At 59.9% G+C, this 15,148-nt stretch carries 17 protein-coding genes; 16 read left to right on the top strand and 1 reads right to left on the bottom strand.

Annotated elements, in window-relative coordinates; all coding sequences use genetic code 11:
* Positions 1 to 6: 6 nt before the first annotated feature.
* The 15 genes from fgIL to ABD827_RS03475 all read left to right on the top strand — a co-directional run bounded on the left by fgIL (position 7) and on the right by ABD827_RS03475 (position 13,663).
* Entirely contained in the window at positions 7 to 1,119 is a 1,113-nt protein-coding gene (gene fgIL / locus ABD827_RS03545) for a lateral flagellar basal body P-ring FlgIL (RefSeq protein ID WP_344962389.1), read from the top strand.
* Between the two features lie 9 nt (positions 1,120 to 1,128).
* Complete coding sequence (locus tag ABD827_RS03540) at positions 1,129 to 1,515, top strand: rod-binding protein (protein WP_344962387.1); 387 nt, start codon at positions 1,129 to 1,131, stop codon at positions 1,513 to 1,515.
* 6 nt (positions 1,516 to 1,521) lie between these two features.
* Positions 1,522 to 2,844 (top strand): flagellar hook-associated protein FlgK, encoded by a 1,323-nt coding sequence (gene flgK, locus ABD827_RS03535; RefSeq protein WP_344962385.1) that lies wholly within the window; start codon positions 1,522 to 1,524, stop codon positions 2,842 to 2,844.
* A gap of 53 nt (positions 2,845 to 2,897) precedes the next feature.
* Complete coding sequence (gene flgL, locus ABD827_RS03530; RefSeq protein WP_344962383.1) at positions 2,898 to 3,794, top strand: flagellar hook-associated protein FlgL; 897 nt, start codon at positions 2,898 to 2,900, stop codon at positions 3,792 to 3,794.
* A 12-nt stretch (positions 3,795 to 3,806) separates the two neighbouring features.
* Positions 3,807 to 4,799 (top strand): hypothetical protein, encoded by a 993-nt coding sequence (locus ABD827_RS03525; RefSeq protein ID WP_344962381.1) that lies wholly within the window; start codon positions 3,807 to 3,809, stop codon positions 4,797 to 4,799.
* A gap of 232 nt (positions 4,800 to 5,031) precedes the next feature.
* On the top strand, positions 5,032 to 5,889 hold the full coding sequence (gene lafA, locus ABD827_RS03520) for a lateral flagellin LafA (protein WP_344962379.1): 858 nt from the start codon (positions 5,032 to 5,034) through the stop codon (positions 5,887 to 5,889).
* 250 nt (positions 5,890 to 6,139) lie between these two features.
* Positions 6,140 to 6,997: a lateral flagellin LafA gene (gene lafA / locus ABD827_RS03515; protein WP_344962377.1), complete on the top strand. Its 858-nt coding sequence runs from the start codon at positions 6,140 to 6,142 to the stop codon at positions 6,995 to 6,997.
* A 309-nt stretch (positions 6,998 to 7,306) separates the two neighbouring features.
* The gene (fliD, locus tag ABD827_RS03510) at positions 7,307 to 8,623 is read left to right on the top strand and encodes a flagellar filament capping protein FliD (RefSeq protein ID WP_344962375.1); all 1,317 of its coding nucleotides are present in this window, start codon (positions 7,307 to 7,309) and stop codon (positions 8,621 to 8,623) included.
* 19 nt (positions 8,624 to 8,642) lie between these two features.
* A complete protein-coding gene (gene fliS, locus ABD827_RS03505; protein ID WP_344962373.1) occupies positions 8,643 to 9,038 on the top strand; it encodes a flagellar export chaperone FliS in 396 nt (131 codons plus the stop codon).
* Between the two features lie 70 nt (positions 9,039 to 9,108).
* A complete protein-coding gene (locus tag ABD827_RS03500) occupies positions 9,109 to 9,438 on the top strand; it encodes a hypothetical protein (RefSeq protein WP_344962371.1) in 330 nt (109 codons plus the stop codon).
* Entirely contained in the window at positions 9,435 to 10,637 is a 1,203-nt protein-coding gene (locus tag ABD827_RS03495) for a flagellar hook-length control protein FliK (protein ID WP_344962369.1), read from the top strand. Before ABD827_RS03500 ends, ABD827_RS03495 begins: the two co-directional genes overlap by 4 nt.
* A 14-nt stretch (positions 10,638 to 10,651) precedes the next feature.
* Positions 10,652 to 11,137: a flagellar basal body-associated FliL family protein gene (locus ABD827_RS03490; protein ID WP_344962367.1), complete on the top strand. Its 486-nt coding sequence runs from the start codon at positions 10,652 to 10,654 to the stop codon at positions 11,135 to 11,137.
* Positions 11,138 to 11,145: 8 nt separating this feature from the next.
* Positions 11,146 to 11,868, top strand: coding sequence for a FliA/WhiG family RNA polymerase sigma factor (locus ABD827_RS03485; RefSeq protein ID WP_425567963.1), 723 nt, complete (start codon positions 11,146 to 11,148; stop codon positions 11,866 to 11,868).
* A gap of 2 nt (positions 11,869 to 11,870) precedes the next feature.
* Positions 11,871 to 12,731: a flagellar motor stator protein MotA gene (gene motA / locus ABD827_RS03480; RefSeq protein WP_344962363.1), complete on the top strand. Its 861-nt coding sequence runs from the start codon at positions 11,871 to 11,873 to the stop codon at positions 12,729 to 12,731.
* Positions 12,731 to 13,663 (top strand): flagellar motor protein MotB, encoded by a 933-nt coding sequence (locus ABD827_RS03475; protein ID WP_344962361.1) that lies wholly within the window; start codon positions 12,731 to 12,733, stop codon positions 13,661 to 13,663. The genes motA and ABD827_RS03475 overlap by 1 nt, the downstream gene beginning before the upstream one ends.
* A 34-nt stretch (positions 13,664 to 13,697) precedes the next feature.
* On the opposite strand, the gene ABD827_RS03470 is transcribed toward ABD827_RS03475, so the two are convergent.
* Entirely contained in the window at positions 13,698 to 14,615 is a 918-nt protein-coding gene (locus ABD827_RS03470) for a lytic transglycosylase domain-containing protein (protein ID WP_344962359.1), read from the bottom strand.
* A 93-nt stretch (positions 14,616 to 14,708) separates the two neighbouring features.
* On the opposite strand from ABD827_RS03470, the gene ABD827_RS03465 reads away from it, so the two are divergent.
* Positions 14,709 to 15,017, top strand: coding sequence for a hypothetical protein (locus ABD827_RS03465; protein WP_344962357.1), 309 nt, complete (start codon positions 14,709 to 14,711; stop codon positions 15,015 to 15,017).
* The last annotated feature ends 131 nt before the right edge of the window (positions 15,018 to 15,148 follow it).

Genomic DNA, 15,148 nt, shown 5'->3' with positions numbered 1-15,148 from the left:
GTGAACATGAAATTTTCGTCTTTGATGGTGCTGTGTCTGGCACTGTGCGCAGCCCTGGTATCCCCGGCCCAGAGCCGGGAGCGCCCCCTGCTGGATGTGGTCGATATTCAGGGTATTCGGGATAACCAGCTGGTGGGCTACGGCCTGGTGGTCGGCTTGTCCGGCACCGGTGATCGCAGCCAGGTAAAGTTTACCGGCCAGTCGATGACCAACATGCTGCGCCAGTTCGGGGTGCAACTGTCGGACGATACCGATCCCCGGCTGAAAAACGTGGCCGCGGTGTCGGTGCATGCCACCTTGCCGGCGCTGGCCGGCCGTGGTCAGACACTGGATGTGACCGTATCGTCCATCGGTGATGCCCGCAGCCTGCGCGGCGGCACCCTGCTGTTGACGCCGCTGCGCGGGGTCGACGGTCAGGTGTATGCGGTGGCGCAGGGCAACATGGTGGTGGGCGGTCTGCAGGCCGAAGGCAACAGCGGCTCCTCGGTTACGGTCAATGTGCCGACCGTCGGCACCGTGCCCAACGGCGCCCTGATCGAGCAGGAAATCAGCTCCACCTTCGCCAGTGCGCCCACGGTGACGCTGAACCTGAAGGACGCCAACTTTCGCAGCGCCCGCAACGTGGAGCTGGCCATCAATCAGGTGTTTGGCCCGGACGTGGCCCGCGCTATGGGGCCGCGCACCATCGAATTGCGGGCACCGGCCGACACTCGCCAGCGGGTGACCTTCATGTCGATGCTGGAAGATGTACGGATAGAAATGGGCCCGACCCGGCCGCGAGTGGTGTTCAACAGCCGCACCGGCACCGTGGTGGTAGGGCAGGATGTCAAGGTGCAGGCGGCGGCGGTCAGCCACGGCAGCCTGACCGTGACCATCAGCGAACGGTTCAATGTCAGTCAGCCCAATGCGCTGTCTCAGGGACAGACCACGGTCACCCCCGAGTCGGATCTCAAGGTCGAGCAGGATCCGGGGCAGATGTTCGTCTGGCCCGAAGGCACCTCGCTCGATGAAATTGTACAGGCGGTCAACAGCCTGGGTGCCAAGCCGGACGACCTGATGTCGATATTGCAGGCGCTGGACGAAGCGGGTGCACTGGATGCCGAGCTGGTGGTGCTGTAGGAGAGAATGATGAAAACAGAGACAAGCCAATACCTCAACTGGCAGGGGCTGGAACAGGTCAAGCGTCAGGCGCCGGAGCAGGGACTGGAGCAGGCAGCCGAGCAGTTTGAAGCCATGTTCCTGCAGATGGTGCTGAAGAACATGCGCTCCGCCACCGATGCCATACGGGATCCTGACGGCCCTTTTGCCCCCGGCCCCCAGCAGGCGATGATGCGAGACTGGTACGATGGCCAGATTGCCATGAACATGGCGTCCAGGAGCCAGACCGGATTGCGGGAACTGATGGTGGGCCAATTGAGTGGCACATTAAAGAATGCCCGGTCGGCGGTCGTTGCTAATGGAGATGCGCCCATTGCCGCCTTCAGCCAACCGCTGCGGGTGGCCAAGAACGGATAAGATGAAATGGCAATGATCAATAACGGCCTGTCCGGATTGCTGGCGGCCCAGACCGCGCTTAACACCATGAGCCAGAACGTGGCCAACGTGAATGTGCCCGGTTACAGCCGGCAGGAAGTGCAGCTGTCGGCGCGCCAGACCGGCTTTGGCGTGATGGGCGGCAGTGGTGTTCAGGTCACCGGGCTGCGCCGGGTCGCCGACGAGTTTCTTACCGTACAGCTGTGGCGGGCCGAATCCGACGCCGGTCAGCGCGAGCAGGTCAGTGGCTACCTGGGGCAGCTGGAAACGGTACTGGGCAGTGAAGACAGCAGTTTGCTGCCGGGCCTGAACCGGTTTTTTGCCTCTTTGCACGGCGCGGCAGAAACGCCCCAGAGCATGGCGCCGCGCCAGCAGATCATCGCCTCGGCCGAGGCGCTGGCCCAGCGCTTCAATCATCTCGGATCTCAGCTGGATGCGCAGGAGCGACGCGTGCTGGATCAGCTCGATGCCTCCAACAGCCAGGCCAACAGCCTGCTGAGCCAGGTGGCCGAACTCAACGAAAAAATAAAGGCGGTGGGTGCCCAGGGCGGCAGCATCGGCATTCTGGAAGATCAGCGTGACGAAAGCCTGCGCCAGTTGTCGCAACTGGTCGAGATTCGCAGCTCTCGCCAGCAGGACGGCACCGTCAATGTCAACCTGCCTCAGGGCCAGCCACTGGTGCTGGGTAACCAGGCGGCGCAGATCGAGCGGGACGACACCGAGCTGTCGGTTCAATTCGGTACCCAGGAATACCCGCTCGACGGCAATATCGGCGGCAGCCTGGGTGGCTTATTGTTGCACCGGGAAGAGCAGTTGCTGCCGGCGCGGGCCGAGCTGAACACCATGGCGCAGGAGATGGCCGACAAGGTCAACCAGCAGCTGGCGCAGGGCGTGGATCTGAACGGTCAGCCGGGGCAGCCGCTGTTCACCTTTACCGCCAACGATGCCGCCGGCAGCCTGAAAGTGGCCGACGGTTTTACCGCCGAGCAGCTGGCCTTGTCCGGCGCCACCGACCCGGGGCCGGGCAATAACGACAACCTGCAGGCGTTGCTGGGGCTGGAAGATGCCAGCTACGAGGCGTTTCGGGGCCTGGTTGGCGAGCTGGCCATTACCAGTGCCCAGTGGCAGGCCGATGCGGCCGCCGCCGGCAATATTCGCATGGAAGCCCAGTCCCGGCGCGACGGGGTGAGCGGCGTCAATCTGGATGAAGAAGCGATGAACATGATGAACTATGTGCAGAATTACCAGGCCAATGCCAAGGTAATCGGCACCGCCGACCAGCTGTTCAACACCCTGCTGAACATGATCTAATCCGCAGTGGGAAGCCATGACTTCCCGCTTGCAAGGCGTTTTAAGGAGCCGTAATGCGCGTCAGTACAGGACAGATTCAACGCATCATGATGCACAGCATGGAACAAGGCGGTGCCGATTACGGCAAGCTGTTGCAACAGATGGCCAGCGGCGATCGGCTGCTCAAACCGTCGGATGACCCGCTGGCCACGGTGCGGCTGCAGGGTATCGACAAGGAGCTGAGTGCGCTCGGTCAGTATGAAAAGAATGCCGAACAGGTGAAGAGTCGCCTCGGTCAGGAAGAGACCCAGATCGATGCGATGAAAGATGTATTGCTGCGCCTGCGCGACATGACGGTAGAGGCGGGCAACGGCAGCTACGAGCTGGCAGAACGTCAGGCGCTGACCCAGGAAATGGACTCGCTCAAGCAGACGCTGCTCGATCTGGCCAACGCTCGTAACGAAGAAGGTCATTACCTGTTTTCTGGCTCGAAAACCGATGTGGCGGCAATTGCCGAAACCGCGCCCGGGGTGTTCAGCTATCAGGGCGATGATTATCAGCGCCAGGTGGCCATCGCCAATGGGGTGACGGTGCCGTCCAATGACAGCGCCAAGCGCCTGCTTTTCGACGGCGGCAACCTGTTGCAGCAGGTACAGGATTTCATCGAGGTACTCGACACCACCGCCGGTGACATCAGCACTCAGGTGGGCGACATGCTCAATAATCTGGATCGGGGCATCGGTAGCGTCACCCGTACCCTGACCGACATCGGTGGCCGGGTGAACGGCCTGGAGCAGGTGGTGGCGGCCCATGGCGAAATGCAGGTATTTGGCCAGGGACTGCACAACGAATTGTCGGCGCTGGATTACGGCGAAGCGGCCATGAACATGCAGCAGATGCTGCTGGCACTGCAGAGCACCCAGAAGGCCTACGTCAACGTTAATCAGCTGTCGCTGTTCACCACACTGTAAGGATACGACCCGATGCAGGTGACCAGCCCGCGCCTGAGTCCGCTCAATACCAATCTGGAACCGGCCGCTGGCATTGCCGGCGCCGTCGCCGAATCCAGCACGCCGCCGCTTACCGCAAAAACGCCGGTGTCGCAGTCTGCGCCCGGCCGTTATCAGCAATGGGGTCGGCTCAGTCAGGCCCAGAATCAGATAGCCCGGCTGCAGGCGGCCGAACAGTCGCTGACCCAGGCTTATCAGCAGCTACGCCCGCTGGCCCAGCGGCTACAGGCGTCGGCCATGGCGCCGGAGCAGCAGAGCCGCTGGGGCGAACAGTTGGCGCGGTTATCCGAACATCTGCAGCAACAGGGGCGGCTCGATGCCCGCCTGCAGCCGGTGGCGCTGGACGGCGATGCCGCCCGTTATCGCTATCAGCTGGACAAGGTCGATTTGCTGAGTCCGCGGCCGGTACGGGAACGGGTGACCTTATTGCTGGCCGGCCAGCAGCAGGCCATGGGCATCAGCATAGCGCCGGGTCAGCGCCCGGTAGTGACACTGACCCAGCTTAACCGTCATCTGGCGCCGCTGGGCATTAATGCCGAAGCGGAGCAGGGCAAGCTGCAGCTGATTGCCAGGGAGCGGGGCGAGGCCATTTTGCGTCAGCCAATACTGATGCAGGGCGAGGGCGTGCGAGTACCGGCGGGCGAGCCGGTGCTGATCAAGGCCACCCCCGAGCCCGATGCATTGGCGCCCCTGCAGGCAGCGGCACAAAAGGGTGAGTTGTTGAGCGAGCGGGAACACCTCAAGCGGGTCATGGTACGTATTCAGGATTATTCCCAGCGCCTGCAGGAGCAGCGTCAGCTGATCCTGCAGCACACTGCCAAAGCCTGGCCGGTAGCGGCAGCGAAAGAACCCGGTGCTACTCCATTACCGGCCCAAGCCAGCCGTTTCGAGCAACTGGTGTCGGCGCTGGTGGCCCAGGCCAACGTCTCCCGCCACAGCGCCGTGGCCTTATTGAGAAAGGAATAGCTGCGCAAGGAATAAGCGCCGTTCTTGTAGGGTCGAATTTATTCGACCTGTTACCTGGCGCCTGATTTAACATTCGGCGCTCACCATTTTGTTCCCTGTAGGCCAGCCCCGGCTCGGCTTTGCTGTCACACCTCACACCTCACTAAAAATTTTCTGCTTTGCTCAAGTTGCCGTTTTCCCGTGCCGTTTTATTCAAGTGAATCAAAACACCCTATTTAAAAGGATCACCATCATGGGCATGTCCATTCATACCAACTTTACCTCTCTGGTTACCCAGAACACCCTGAACAGCACCAACAAGATGCTGGGCACCGCCATGGAGCGCCTGGGCACCGGTTTTCGCATCAACTCCGCCGCCGATGATGCGGCCGGTCTGCAAATCGCCACCCGACTGCAGGCCCAGACCAACGGTCAGGGCGTGGCCATGCGTAACTCGCAGGATGCCATTTCCATGATGCAGACCGCAGAAAGCGCTTTCGACGAAATGACCAACATTGCCCAGCGCATGAAGGATCTGGCCACCCAGGGTGCCAACGGTACCAACTCTGCAGCAGAAAACACGGCGATGGACGCCGAGTTCCAGCAGCTGGGTGCCGAATTGGAAAACATCATGAAAAACACCAGTTATGGTGCCGGTACCAACCTGTTTGCTGCGGCGGGCAAGTTCGAAGCGGGCGCGGTGACATTTCAGATTGGTGCGGGTACTGCAGAAACTCTGGATGTTGATATCAACGCGGAAGTAAAAGCGCTGAACACCAGCACCACGCTTACCGCCGGTGTTACCGCTCTGGGAGCGCTGACCGACCAGGCTACTTCTTCCACCGCCATCGGTACCATGAACACGTTCCTGGATAATGTTAGTGAAGTGCGGGGGTTGCTGGGTGCCAATATCAACCGTCTGGAGCACACCATCACCAACCTGGGCAACATGCGTGAAAATGGTGAGCAAGCCAAGGGCCGTATTATGGATGCGGACTTCGCTCAGGAAGCGTCCAACATGTCCAAGAACCAGATGCTGATGCAATCCGGTATGTCTGTGCTGAGCAACGCCAACCAGAGCAGCGGCCTGGTGATGTCACTGCTGCGTTAATCGAATTTTTCGTGTGAGAAAGGGCCCTTTGCGGGCCCTTTTTTATGTTTATGCATGCTTGATGTTCTATCGCCATGTTGCCCTTTTTAGCGGTACTGCCACGTTCAATGCGTGATTCCTGCCCTGTGAAAAATGACCGCCTGTTTTATGTTGAGCCAGGCACTTTTCTTTCAATCACATTCAAGTTCTATCCGGACACCGTCGTTTTATTCTTTTGAATCAAAACACCTTATTCAAAAGGAAAACGATCATGGGCATGTCCATTCATACCAATTTTACCTCTCTGGTGACCCAGAACACCCTGAACAGTACCAACAAGATGCTGGGCACCGCCATGGAGCGTCTGGGCACCGGTTTTCGCATTAACTCCGCCGCCGATGATGCGGCCGGCCTGCAAATTGCTACTCGACTGCAGGCCCAGACCAACGGTCAGGGTGTGGCCATGCGTAACTCGCAGGATGCTATTTCCATGATGCAGACTGCCGAAAGCGCTTTCGACGAGATGACCAATATTGCCCAGCGCATGAAGGATCTGGCGACTCAGGGTGCCAACGGTACCAACTCTGCCGCCGAAAATACGGCCATGGATGCTGAATACCAGCAACTGGGTGAAGAGCTGGCCAATATCATGGAAAACACCAGCTATGGTGCCGGTACCAAGCTGCTGAATACCGGTGGCAAGTTTGAAGCGGCAGCCGGCGTTAAATTCCAGATTGGTGCCGGTACTGCCGAGACCCTGACCGTTAATGTTGGAGCAAAAGTGACCGCTCTGAATACCGATATCGGTGTGCCGGGTGCCACCACGCTGGGCGATTTGACCACACAGGCCAACTCGACGACCGCCATCACCGATATGAATACACTGCTGGACTCCGTAACTGCCATACGTGGTGATTTGGGTGCCAACATCAACCGTCTGGAACACACCATCACCAACCTGGGCAACATGCGTGAGAATGGTGAAGCGGCCAAGGGCCGTATCATGGATGCCGACTTCGCTCAGGAAGCGTCCAACATGTCCAAGAACCAGATGCTGATGCAGTCCGGCATGTCGGTGCTGAGCAACGCCAACCAGAGCAGCGGCCTGGTGATGTCACTGCTGCGTTAAGTCATAGGTTTTCTTTCTGTCAGATTATACGTTTCCTTCTTGTAGGGCCTTTGGTCGGGCCTTGCTTTAGCTTACTTTGCCGGGAATGCCCTACTGGTATTCATTGGCATGGTTTGTCTTTTTGCGGCTCTTTTGGAGCCGCTTTTTTTTTGCCCGGCGTTGGTGCGTCCGGTGAACGATGGTGGTCATTCAGCATTGCCATTCAAGTCATCCCTGTCCTTTGTCGTTAGTCACAACTAATCAGTCAAATCTCGTCAACACGATCGACGTTAACTTCACCCGGAGGTGGCAATGTTTGGGATGGGCAGTATGGATCCTTCTTCTATGGCGCAGATGCTGACGTCGGCCGAGCGCACACCATTGGACAGCTTGCTGAGAGGTCAGCAGAGCGAGCTGGCCAGCCAGAAAGACGCTTATAACAAGATTAAAACCAAGTTGCAGGGCCTGCAGGACAGCATCAAGGCGCTGACCGATGGCGCCGGGCTGCAGAGTCAGTCGGCGACCACTTCCGCCGAAGGCTATGTCAGCGCCACCGTCAACAGTGGGGCGGTGAACGGTGACTACCAGCTGTACGTCAAGCAGCTGGCTCAGGCGGATCAGCAGGCACTGGCGCTGGCCGATGACTGGACGGCTCCCAGCCAGGGCCAGCTCGATATCAGCCTCGACGGCAATACCATGAGCCTGGACTTGTCGACGCTGGCACCGGGCTCCGGCCTGAGCGAGCTGCGTGATGCCATCAATCAGGCGACCGACAACAGCGGCGTGACCGCCTCGCTGATCCGGGCCGATGGCCAGACCCAGTTGCTGCTGACCAGTGCCAAGACCGGCGCCAGCCAGGCCATGAGTATCAGCCTGAGTGGCGGCAATGGTGAAGCCGCCTACACCGACCTGAATGCGGCGCTGAGCACCAAAAAACAGCTCAGTCAGGCCCAGGATGCCCAGATTGAACTGGGCGGCGCCGGTGGCCTGCAGCTATCCAGCAGTACCAACACCTTCGATGGCCAGATTGATGGCCTCAGCCTGACCGTCAACAAGGTTCACGCCCAGGACGGTGCCGGTGCTTATGTCGATGCGCCACTGACGCTGTCGGTCGCCACCGATCAGGAAGCGATTGAAAGTTCGCTCGAGGGCATCGTCAGCGCCTACAACGCCCTGGTGTCGGAAGTGGAACTGCAGACCCGCAGTAAAGACGGCAAAACGGCGGCCCTGAGTGGCGACAGCATGAGCCGAGGTCTGCTGGGCCGCTTGCGTGGCACCCTGTCCAATCCGAGCGGCGATATCGGTTTGTCCGAATTGGGCATCAAGACCGATCGTTATGGCAAGTTGTCGCTCGACACCGCCGCCATGGCCAAGCTGCAGCAAGACAAGCCCGGCGCCTTGGAAACGGCACTCACCGGCACCGATGGCTTGTTGACCCGGCTGGAAGCCGATACCAAGCCGTATCTGGATCGTAACGGCATTCTGGTTCAGCGCGACCGCAGCCTGCAGGCGGGGCTGGACAGGATCACCGACCGGCAGGAGTCACTGGATACCCGCATGAACAAGGTTTATCAGCGTTATCTGGGGCAGTTCACCCGCATGAACACCTTGGCACAACAAATGCAACAGACCATGAGCATGTTTTAACCGAGGTAGGAGCCGCCCCATGTTTGATGCCGATTCCGGCTTTGATGTTTACCAGCATACCCAGACCGACGCCCGGGCCGCCCAGGCCTCGCCCCGTGAACTGGTGCTGATGCTGATGGATGGATTGTTGGACGAAATCGCCCGGGCCGAAGGCCATATGCTGGGTGGCCGGCTGGAAGAAAAAGGCCGAAGTATTGCCAAAGCCATTGATATTATTGGTGGTTTGGACAGCGCGCTGGATTTGAAGCAGGGCGGAGCCCTGGCCGAAAACCTGCATCAGTTATATGACTATTGCGGCCGCCAGCTGTTCAGCGCCAGCGTAAACAACGAGCCAGCCCATCTGGCTCCGGTGATTCGAGTGCTGGAGGATCTACGCGTCGGCTGGCTGGGGCTGGGCAGCGAGGCGGAGGCTTGATGTACAAACGGAACCTCAATCTCCCCAAGGCGGAAAACCGGATTCCGCCGCCGAGTGTGAGGGCAAGCGCATGAACCGTTCGGTGCTGGCGCCTTTGTTTGGTCGCCTGCTGATGCTGCAACAGCGTATCGGTCAGGCGGCGGAGGCGCGACAGTGGGGCTGGCTGGAAGAGCTGGATCATCAATTGCGGGCCTGTCTGGCCGAGCTGGCGCCTCACCGGGAGCAGCTCAATCAGCAGCAACAACAGGTACTGACCCAGTTTGCCAGTCAGTATAAGCAGTTGTGGGAAAGCATCCGTCAGCAGAGCGATGAACTGGGTCAGCAACTGACCGACCTGCGCCAGCAACACGAAGGCACCCTGGCCTATGACTGGGTGAGCCGGCTGGATGAGTCGTCATGATGATTTTACCCGCGGCGGTGCCGGGGCGGGGGACGCCTCCCGGCGAGCCCAGGCTCGCGGCCAATACGCCGGGCGAGTCCGGCTTTGCCGGGGTGGCCGAACGGCTGGGTAACCTGCTGAATGAAGCGGCCGGTAGCACGCGGGACGAACCGGCAGTATCGGGTGAGGCGCCGGTCAATCTGGAGTTGCCAGCCACCGAGGCCGATGGTGGCGAGCAGGCGGCATTGGTAGAGAACAGTACCGAGCCGGCATTGCCTGAAACGACCGAGGCTGAAACACCGGACCTTGCGGCAACGCGCGAACCAGAGCAAGAGACCACCGTTGAAGCCGAACCCGCTGACCAGCCGGTTGAACCGGTTCTCCCCGAGCTGGCAGACACTCCAGGTGATGAGCCGGTTACCGCCTTGTTGCAAGCAGCGGCGAGTGATGCGACCCAGGCCAAAACGACGGCTTCCGTCAGCGTGGAACCCGCAGCCCAGCAATGGGGATTGCGCTATCGAAGTCTGGCCGAGTCGGGGCAGACATCTCCTTCGCTTCAGCCCGTGACCGGTACCGCTGTGCCTGATGCATCCAAAGCGGAGATAGCGGCAGGCACCCCGTCGGCCGTTTCGGTCAACCAGATGTTACTCAAGCAACTGTCCGGCAAGCCGGGGCTGCCTGCTTTGCCTGCCATCGACATTAAGGATGCCACCGTAGCCAGCAACAGCCTTACCGCCACGACGTCCGTTGTGGCGGTGGATTCGGCCCGTGGCCTGGCACCGGTGGTGCATGAGTGGGCGCCGCTGACAGTGAGCCCCGGCAACAAGGCCGCCCTAGGCGAGCAGTTGCTGCAGGCGCTGAAAGACAAGGTCGAGCTGCAGCTCAATCAGCAGGTGCAGCAAGCCCGGATCAAGCTGGATCCGCCGGAAATGGGCCGCCTGGAGCTGAGCGTGCGTCTCGATGGTGATCGGCTGCATATTCAGATCAACGCCAGCCAGGGCGCGTTGCGCGATGCGTTGACCGCCCAGGCGGATCGGCTGCGCAGTGAATTGCTGCCGCACCACAGCGGCGGAGTTGAAGTGAACGTCGGCCAGGGAGACCGGCAGTCATCAGGCTCGCCCGAGCCTGGTGAACAGCATATAGGCGCGGCATTGGCCGACGCGGGCGAACCGATGAAGCAGGAACGATACGTTCGTGACTGGATTAACGCCCTGGCATAACCGAGGAAGATAAAGTGGCAAAAAAATTACGTACCCCTCTCTTGATAGTACTGCTGGTGCTGCTCGCCTCACTGGCCGGCATGTGGGCCGGCACCTTTGTGCTGGCCGATTATCGTGATCGCTGGGTCAATGATGGCTGGGCGGCCTGGTTTGAGAGTACCCCGGAGCCGGAGCCGGTCACCGAGCCTCGGTTTCAGCCGCTGGAGCAGTTCGTGATAGGTCTGCCCGGTGCAGAGCGCAATCATTACATGGTACTGGAACTGGCGTTGATGAGTCGACGGCCCAACCAGGTGGCGCTGTGGGAAGGGGTGCTACCGGCATTGCGCAACACCACCCTGACCTACTTCAGCGGCTTCGATCATGAGCAGGTACAGCAGCAGTTGCAGGACATGAGTCGCTTCGAACAGGAGCTGCAGACGGCGCTGAACCAGCGGCTGGAAAGCTACGACTATGCGCCTTCGGTCGAAGCGGTGCTGATCACCAAACTGGTGATTCAGTAACCATGGGCATGCTGCAGGAGCAGGACTGGCCCGAGGCCGAGCCGACGCTGCCTACCGCGCGGGTCGACAACGAAAGTTACTGGCTGAATCAGTATCTGCCACTGGTCAAGCGGGTGCTGGGCCAGCTCAGAAACCAGGCCGGCACCATGCTGGATGCGGACGACATGTCCCAGATTGGCATCATGGGGTTGCTCGAAGCCTTGCGCCGTTACGGGGGGCCGCCGGATGAAAGCTTTGCCGGCTTTGCCTTCAAGCGCATTCGAGGCGCCATTCTGGATGAACTGCGGAGACACGACTGGCGTCCGCGTCAGCTACGCCAGCAGAGTCACCAGTGTGCCCAGGCCGAGCGGGAGCTGATGCGTCGTCTGGGGCGGCGTCCTACCGAGACCGAACTGGCGCGGGCCATGGGAGTCGAGCTGCCGGCGCTGCGCGACATTGTTTATGCCGGACAGATGGCCGAAATGGAGAGCCTGCAGGAGCTGCTCGAACACGGCGTGGAGCCGGCTCAGGACTCGTCCTTTGCACAGCTGGAGCAGCGCCAGGTCATTACCGGCCTGCTGACCCGGTTGCCCGAGCGGGAACAGCGGCTGATGTCGCTGTATTACCAGCATGAACTCAACATGAAGGAAATTGCCCTGGTGCTGGATTTGACCGAGTCCAGAGTCTGCCAGCTGCACAAGCAGTGCCTGGCATTATTAAACCGTGAACTCACGGTAAACGGAGAGGTGTAATAATGCAGAAGCTGTTAGGTATCGCGGTCATCCTGATCTGCGTTTTTGGTGGTTTTATCATGGCCAACGGCAAGCTGGCGGCCCTGTGGCAACCGGCCGAAATCATCATCATCATGGGCGCGGGTCTCGGCGCGCTCATCCTGGGCAATTCTACCGCCGTGCTCAAGGGAATCTGGCATCAGCTAAAGGCCATTTGTCGTGGCCAGAAAGATGACGCCGAGCTGTATCGTCAGTTGCTGCCGCTGATGCATCAGTTGCTGCAGGAAACCCGGCTCAAGGGGCTGAAGGCGCTGGACGGTCATGTGGAATCCCCCCAAACCAGCCCGCTGTTCAGTCGTTATCCACTGGTGACCCAAAATCCGGAGCTGCTGGGCTTTATTATCGATAATTTGCGCATGCTGGGCATGGGCAAGCTCAGTGCCCACGAGCTGGAAGCGCTGCTCGAGCTGGAAGTGGAGGCGCTGGAAGAAAGCATGATCAAGCCCTCGCAGGCGCTGGCCAAAACCGCCGATGCCATGCCCGGTTTCGGCATTCTGGCGGCGGTGATGGGCATCATCATCACCATGCAGCATCTGGACGGCCCGCTCACCTATATTGGCGTGCACGTGGCGGCGGCGCTGGTGGGCACCTTCCTGGGGATTTTTGTCTGTTACTGCCTGTTCAGCCCGGCCAGCCATGCCATGGAACAGTGGGTAAGTCGGCGTATTACCGCGCTGGAATGTGTGCGGGCGATACTGGTGTCCCATATCAGCGGCAAGTCGCCGCTGCTGGCGGTGGATGCGGGACGCAAGCTGATTGAGCAGGACATCAAGCCCAGCTTTATCGATATGGAATCCTGGATGACGGAAGCGGAAGCCCCCTGATGCGTGACCATGGAACCGTAATCGTCAAACGCAAGTCGCGCCATAAGGGCGAAGGCCACCACGGTGGTGCCTGGAAAGTGGCCTTTGCCGACTTTGCCCTGGCCATGATGGCGCTGTTCATGGTGCTGTGGATTCTGGCGGTGTCGAGCGAGCAGGAACGGGAAACCATATCCAGTCAGCTGCGGGACTACTCGGTGTTTGAAGGCAGCAGCAGCCCCTATCTGCTGGGCGGTACGCCTTTTCCGGCCGACTTGCAGGGGCAGCCGGTAGCCCAGATTCCGGGCCAGGCAACCCAGCTGCAGGATGTTTCTCTGGCCTCTCAGCCGTTACTTAGCCTGGATGATCTGCGCCCGGGACGGGTAGAAAGCGAACAGGACAAGCGCCGGCTGGCAATATTGATTGGTCAGCTGGCCGAACGTCAGGGCATGGAAGACAACCTGCAGCTGGATGTGGTGCCGGAAGGGTTGCGCATCCAGATCCACGATCATGGCGACAAACCCATGTTCGATCGGGGCAGTGCGAGGCTGGCCGGTGACTTCGAGCAACTGCTCAAGACCCTGGCGCCGGTGTTTGAAAAAGTGGAAAACCGGTTGCTGATCTCGGGCCATACCGACTCGGTCCGTTATGTCAGCCAGCATTATTCCAACTGGGATCTGTCCGGTGCCCGGGCACAGAACGTGCGTCAGCTGTTGCAACTGGCCGGCGTGCCCGCCGGGCGGGTATTGCAGGTGGTGGCGATGGCCGATCAGGCGCCGTTCAATCTGGAAGATCCCACTTCCGGTGACAACCGTCGGGTCGAGCTGATGCTGCTGAGTGAGCAGGCCGAGCAATTGCTGCTGCAGCTGTATGAAGCCGGGTTACCCGGCGGCGTATTCGACAAGCAGGCCCAGCGTGCCCAACTGGAAAATACGGCTGACAACATCGTTCATTAATCCTGTTCTGTCGTGCTTGAGTTGCCGCTGTGGATCAGGGGCGATTCCAGCCAGGGGGAGGCGCCGTGCTGAACGGGGCCTTGACCTCACCGAACAGGGCGCCGGAAGAGGATAAATCCAACCCCGCAGCCGGAGCCATGAACAAGGGTTGCGGACGAATGGGCACCAGCTGCTCGGTGCCGGCCCGCCTGTCACTGGCTACCAGAATCGAGTATTCCTCGTGCGCCGATAATGATTCCCCTTTCAGGGCAAGGTTCCATTGCTTCAAGTCAGCGACGCTGACGCCCAGTTGGCGTGCCAGCCGACTCAGTGACACCGGTCCCGTGATCTTGTGTTCGCTGAGCGAGGAACGGCCACGGGCCATCGGGGTGGCCAGCAGTTTTTGTACCGCCAGAAAGCGGGGTACATAACGGCGGGTCTCCTTTGGCAGAGGTAATTGCCAGAAATCTCGGCTGCCGCTTTTGCGCATGGCCCGTCTGACCCGGCCTTCTCCGGCGTTATAGGCTGCCAGTGCCAGCAGCCAGTCGCCGTCGAAATAACCATGCAACCAGGACAAATAGCCCAGTGCGGCGCGGCTGGCGCCGAGGGTGGCGAAGCGGCCGTCGAATTCGTCGTCGATACGGATGCCGAAGCGGCGGGCGGTGGCGGGCATCAGTTGCCACAAACCGGCGGCACCGGCATGAGACAGGGCGCCGGGCTGGTAGGCACTTTCCACCACCGGCAGCCAGGCCAGTTCGGGCGGAAGCTGGTGTTGGCGCAATAACGGAAGCAGGTGGGGAAGCCAGTTTTCCGCCCTGGTGCGGCTAAGCTCGAGGTGACTGGGGTGGCGGCGCAGGTAGTCCAGCTCGCGTTGCACCTCGGGGCGCTCGTAAAGACCCGGGGCAAAGGGCAGGGCGAGAGCGGGACGAATAGTCAGTCCGATCAGTAACAGCAGCAAAGGGATTATTTTCATGGTATTCGGGTAAGCAAGTTGCGTACCCAAACTTTATTTTTGTGCCGTTGGGTCGTTATTAAGGAAAGATTCAGCATAAGCAAAGGAGACGCGATGCGTGCTGCTGCGGGCCAGCCTCACCCTCTGGGGCGTACCTTACATAAAATAACGCTGTATTTGATCCTGCTCGACCTGCTGTTATTGCTGGGCTATGGCCTGCGCAGCGCCGAGCAGGATCTGATTGGTTTTGTGGTGCTGAGTGTGCTGATGCTGGGTTATCAGTGGTTGCTGGGGCGGCTGCTGTTTCTGCAGGCGCGGCGCAGCAATGACGGCTATCTGGTTTATCCGGTGGTGATAGCCAGCCTGATATTTGCCGTTTTGCTGTTTCGTTCTGCCCTCTGGGTGCCGGGCATAGCATCATGAAAAAGGTGTCTTGGCATTGCATTTCAAGCAGTCATTATTCGGGGGGGCTATTTTTATTAATGTTATTGATTTGTATCAATAACATGTCATCTGCAGGATGCACCATTCGGGTCTCTTGGGTATAGTCGGCG

The sequence above is a fragment of the Oceanisphaera sediminis genome, from assembly GCF_039539745.1.
In the GTDB taxonomy this organism is placed as follows: domain Bacteria; phylum Pseudomonadota; class Gammaproteobacteria; order Enterobacterales; family Aeromonadaceae; genus Oceanimonas; species Oceanimonas sediminis.
This window is presented reverse-complemented; position numbering and strand designations above follow the sequence as displayed.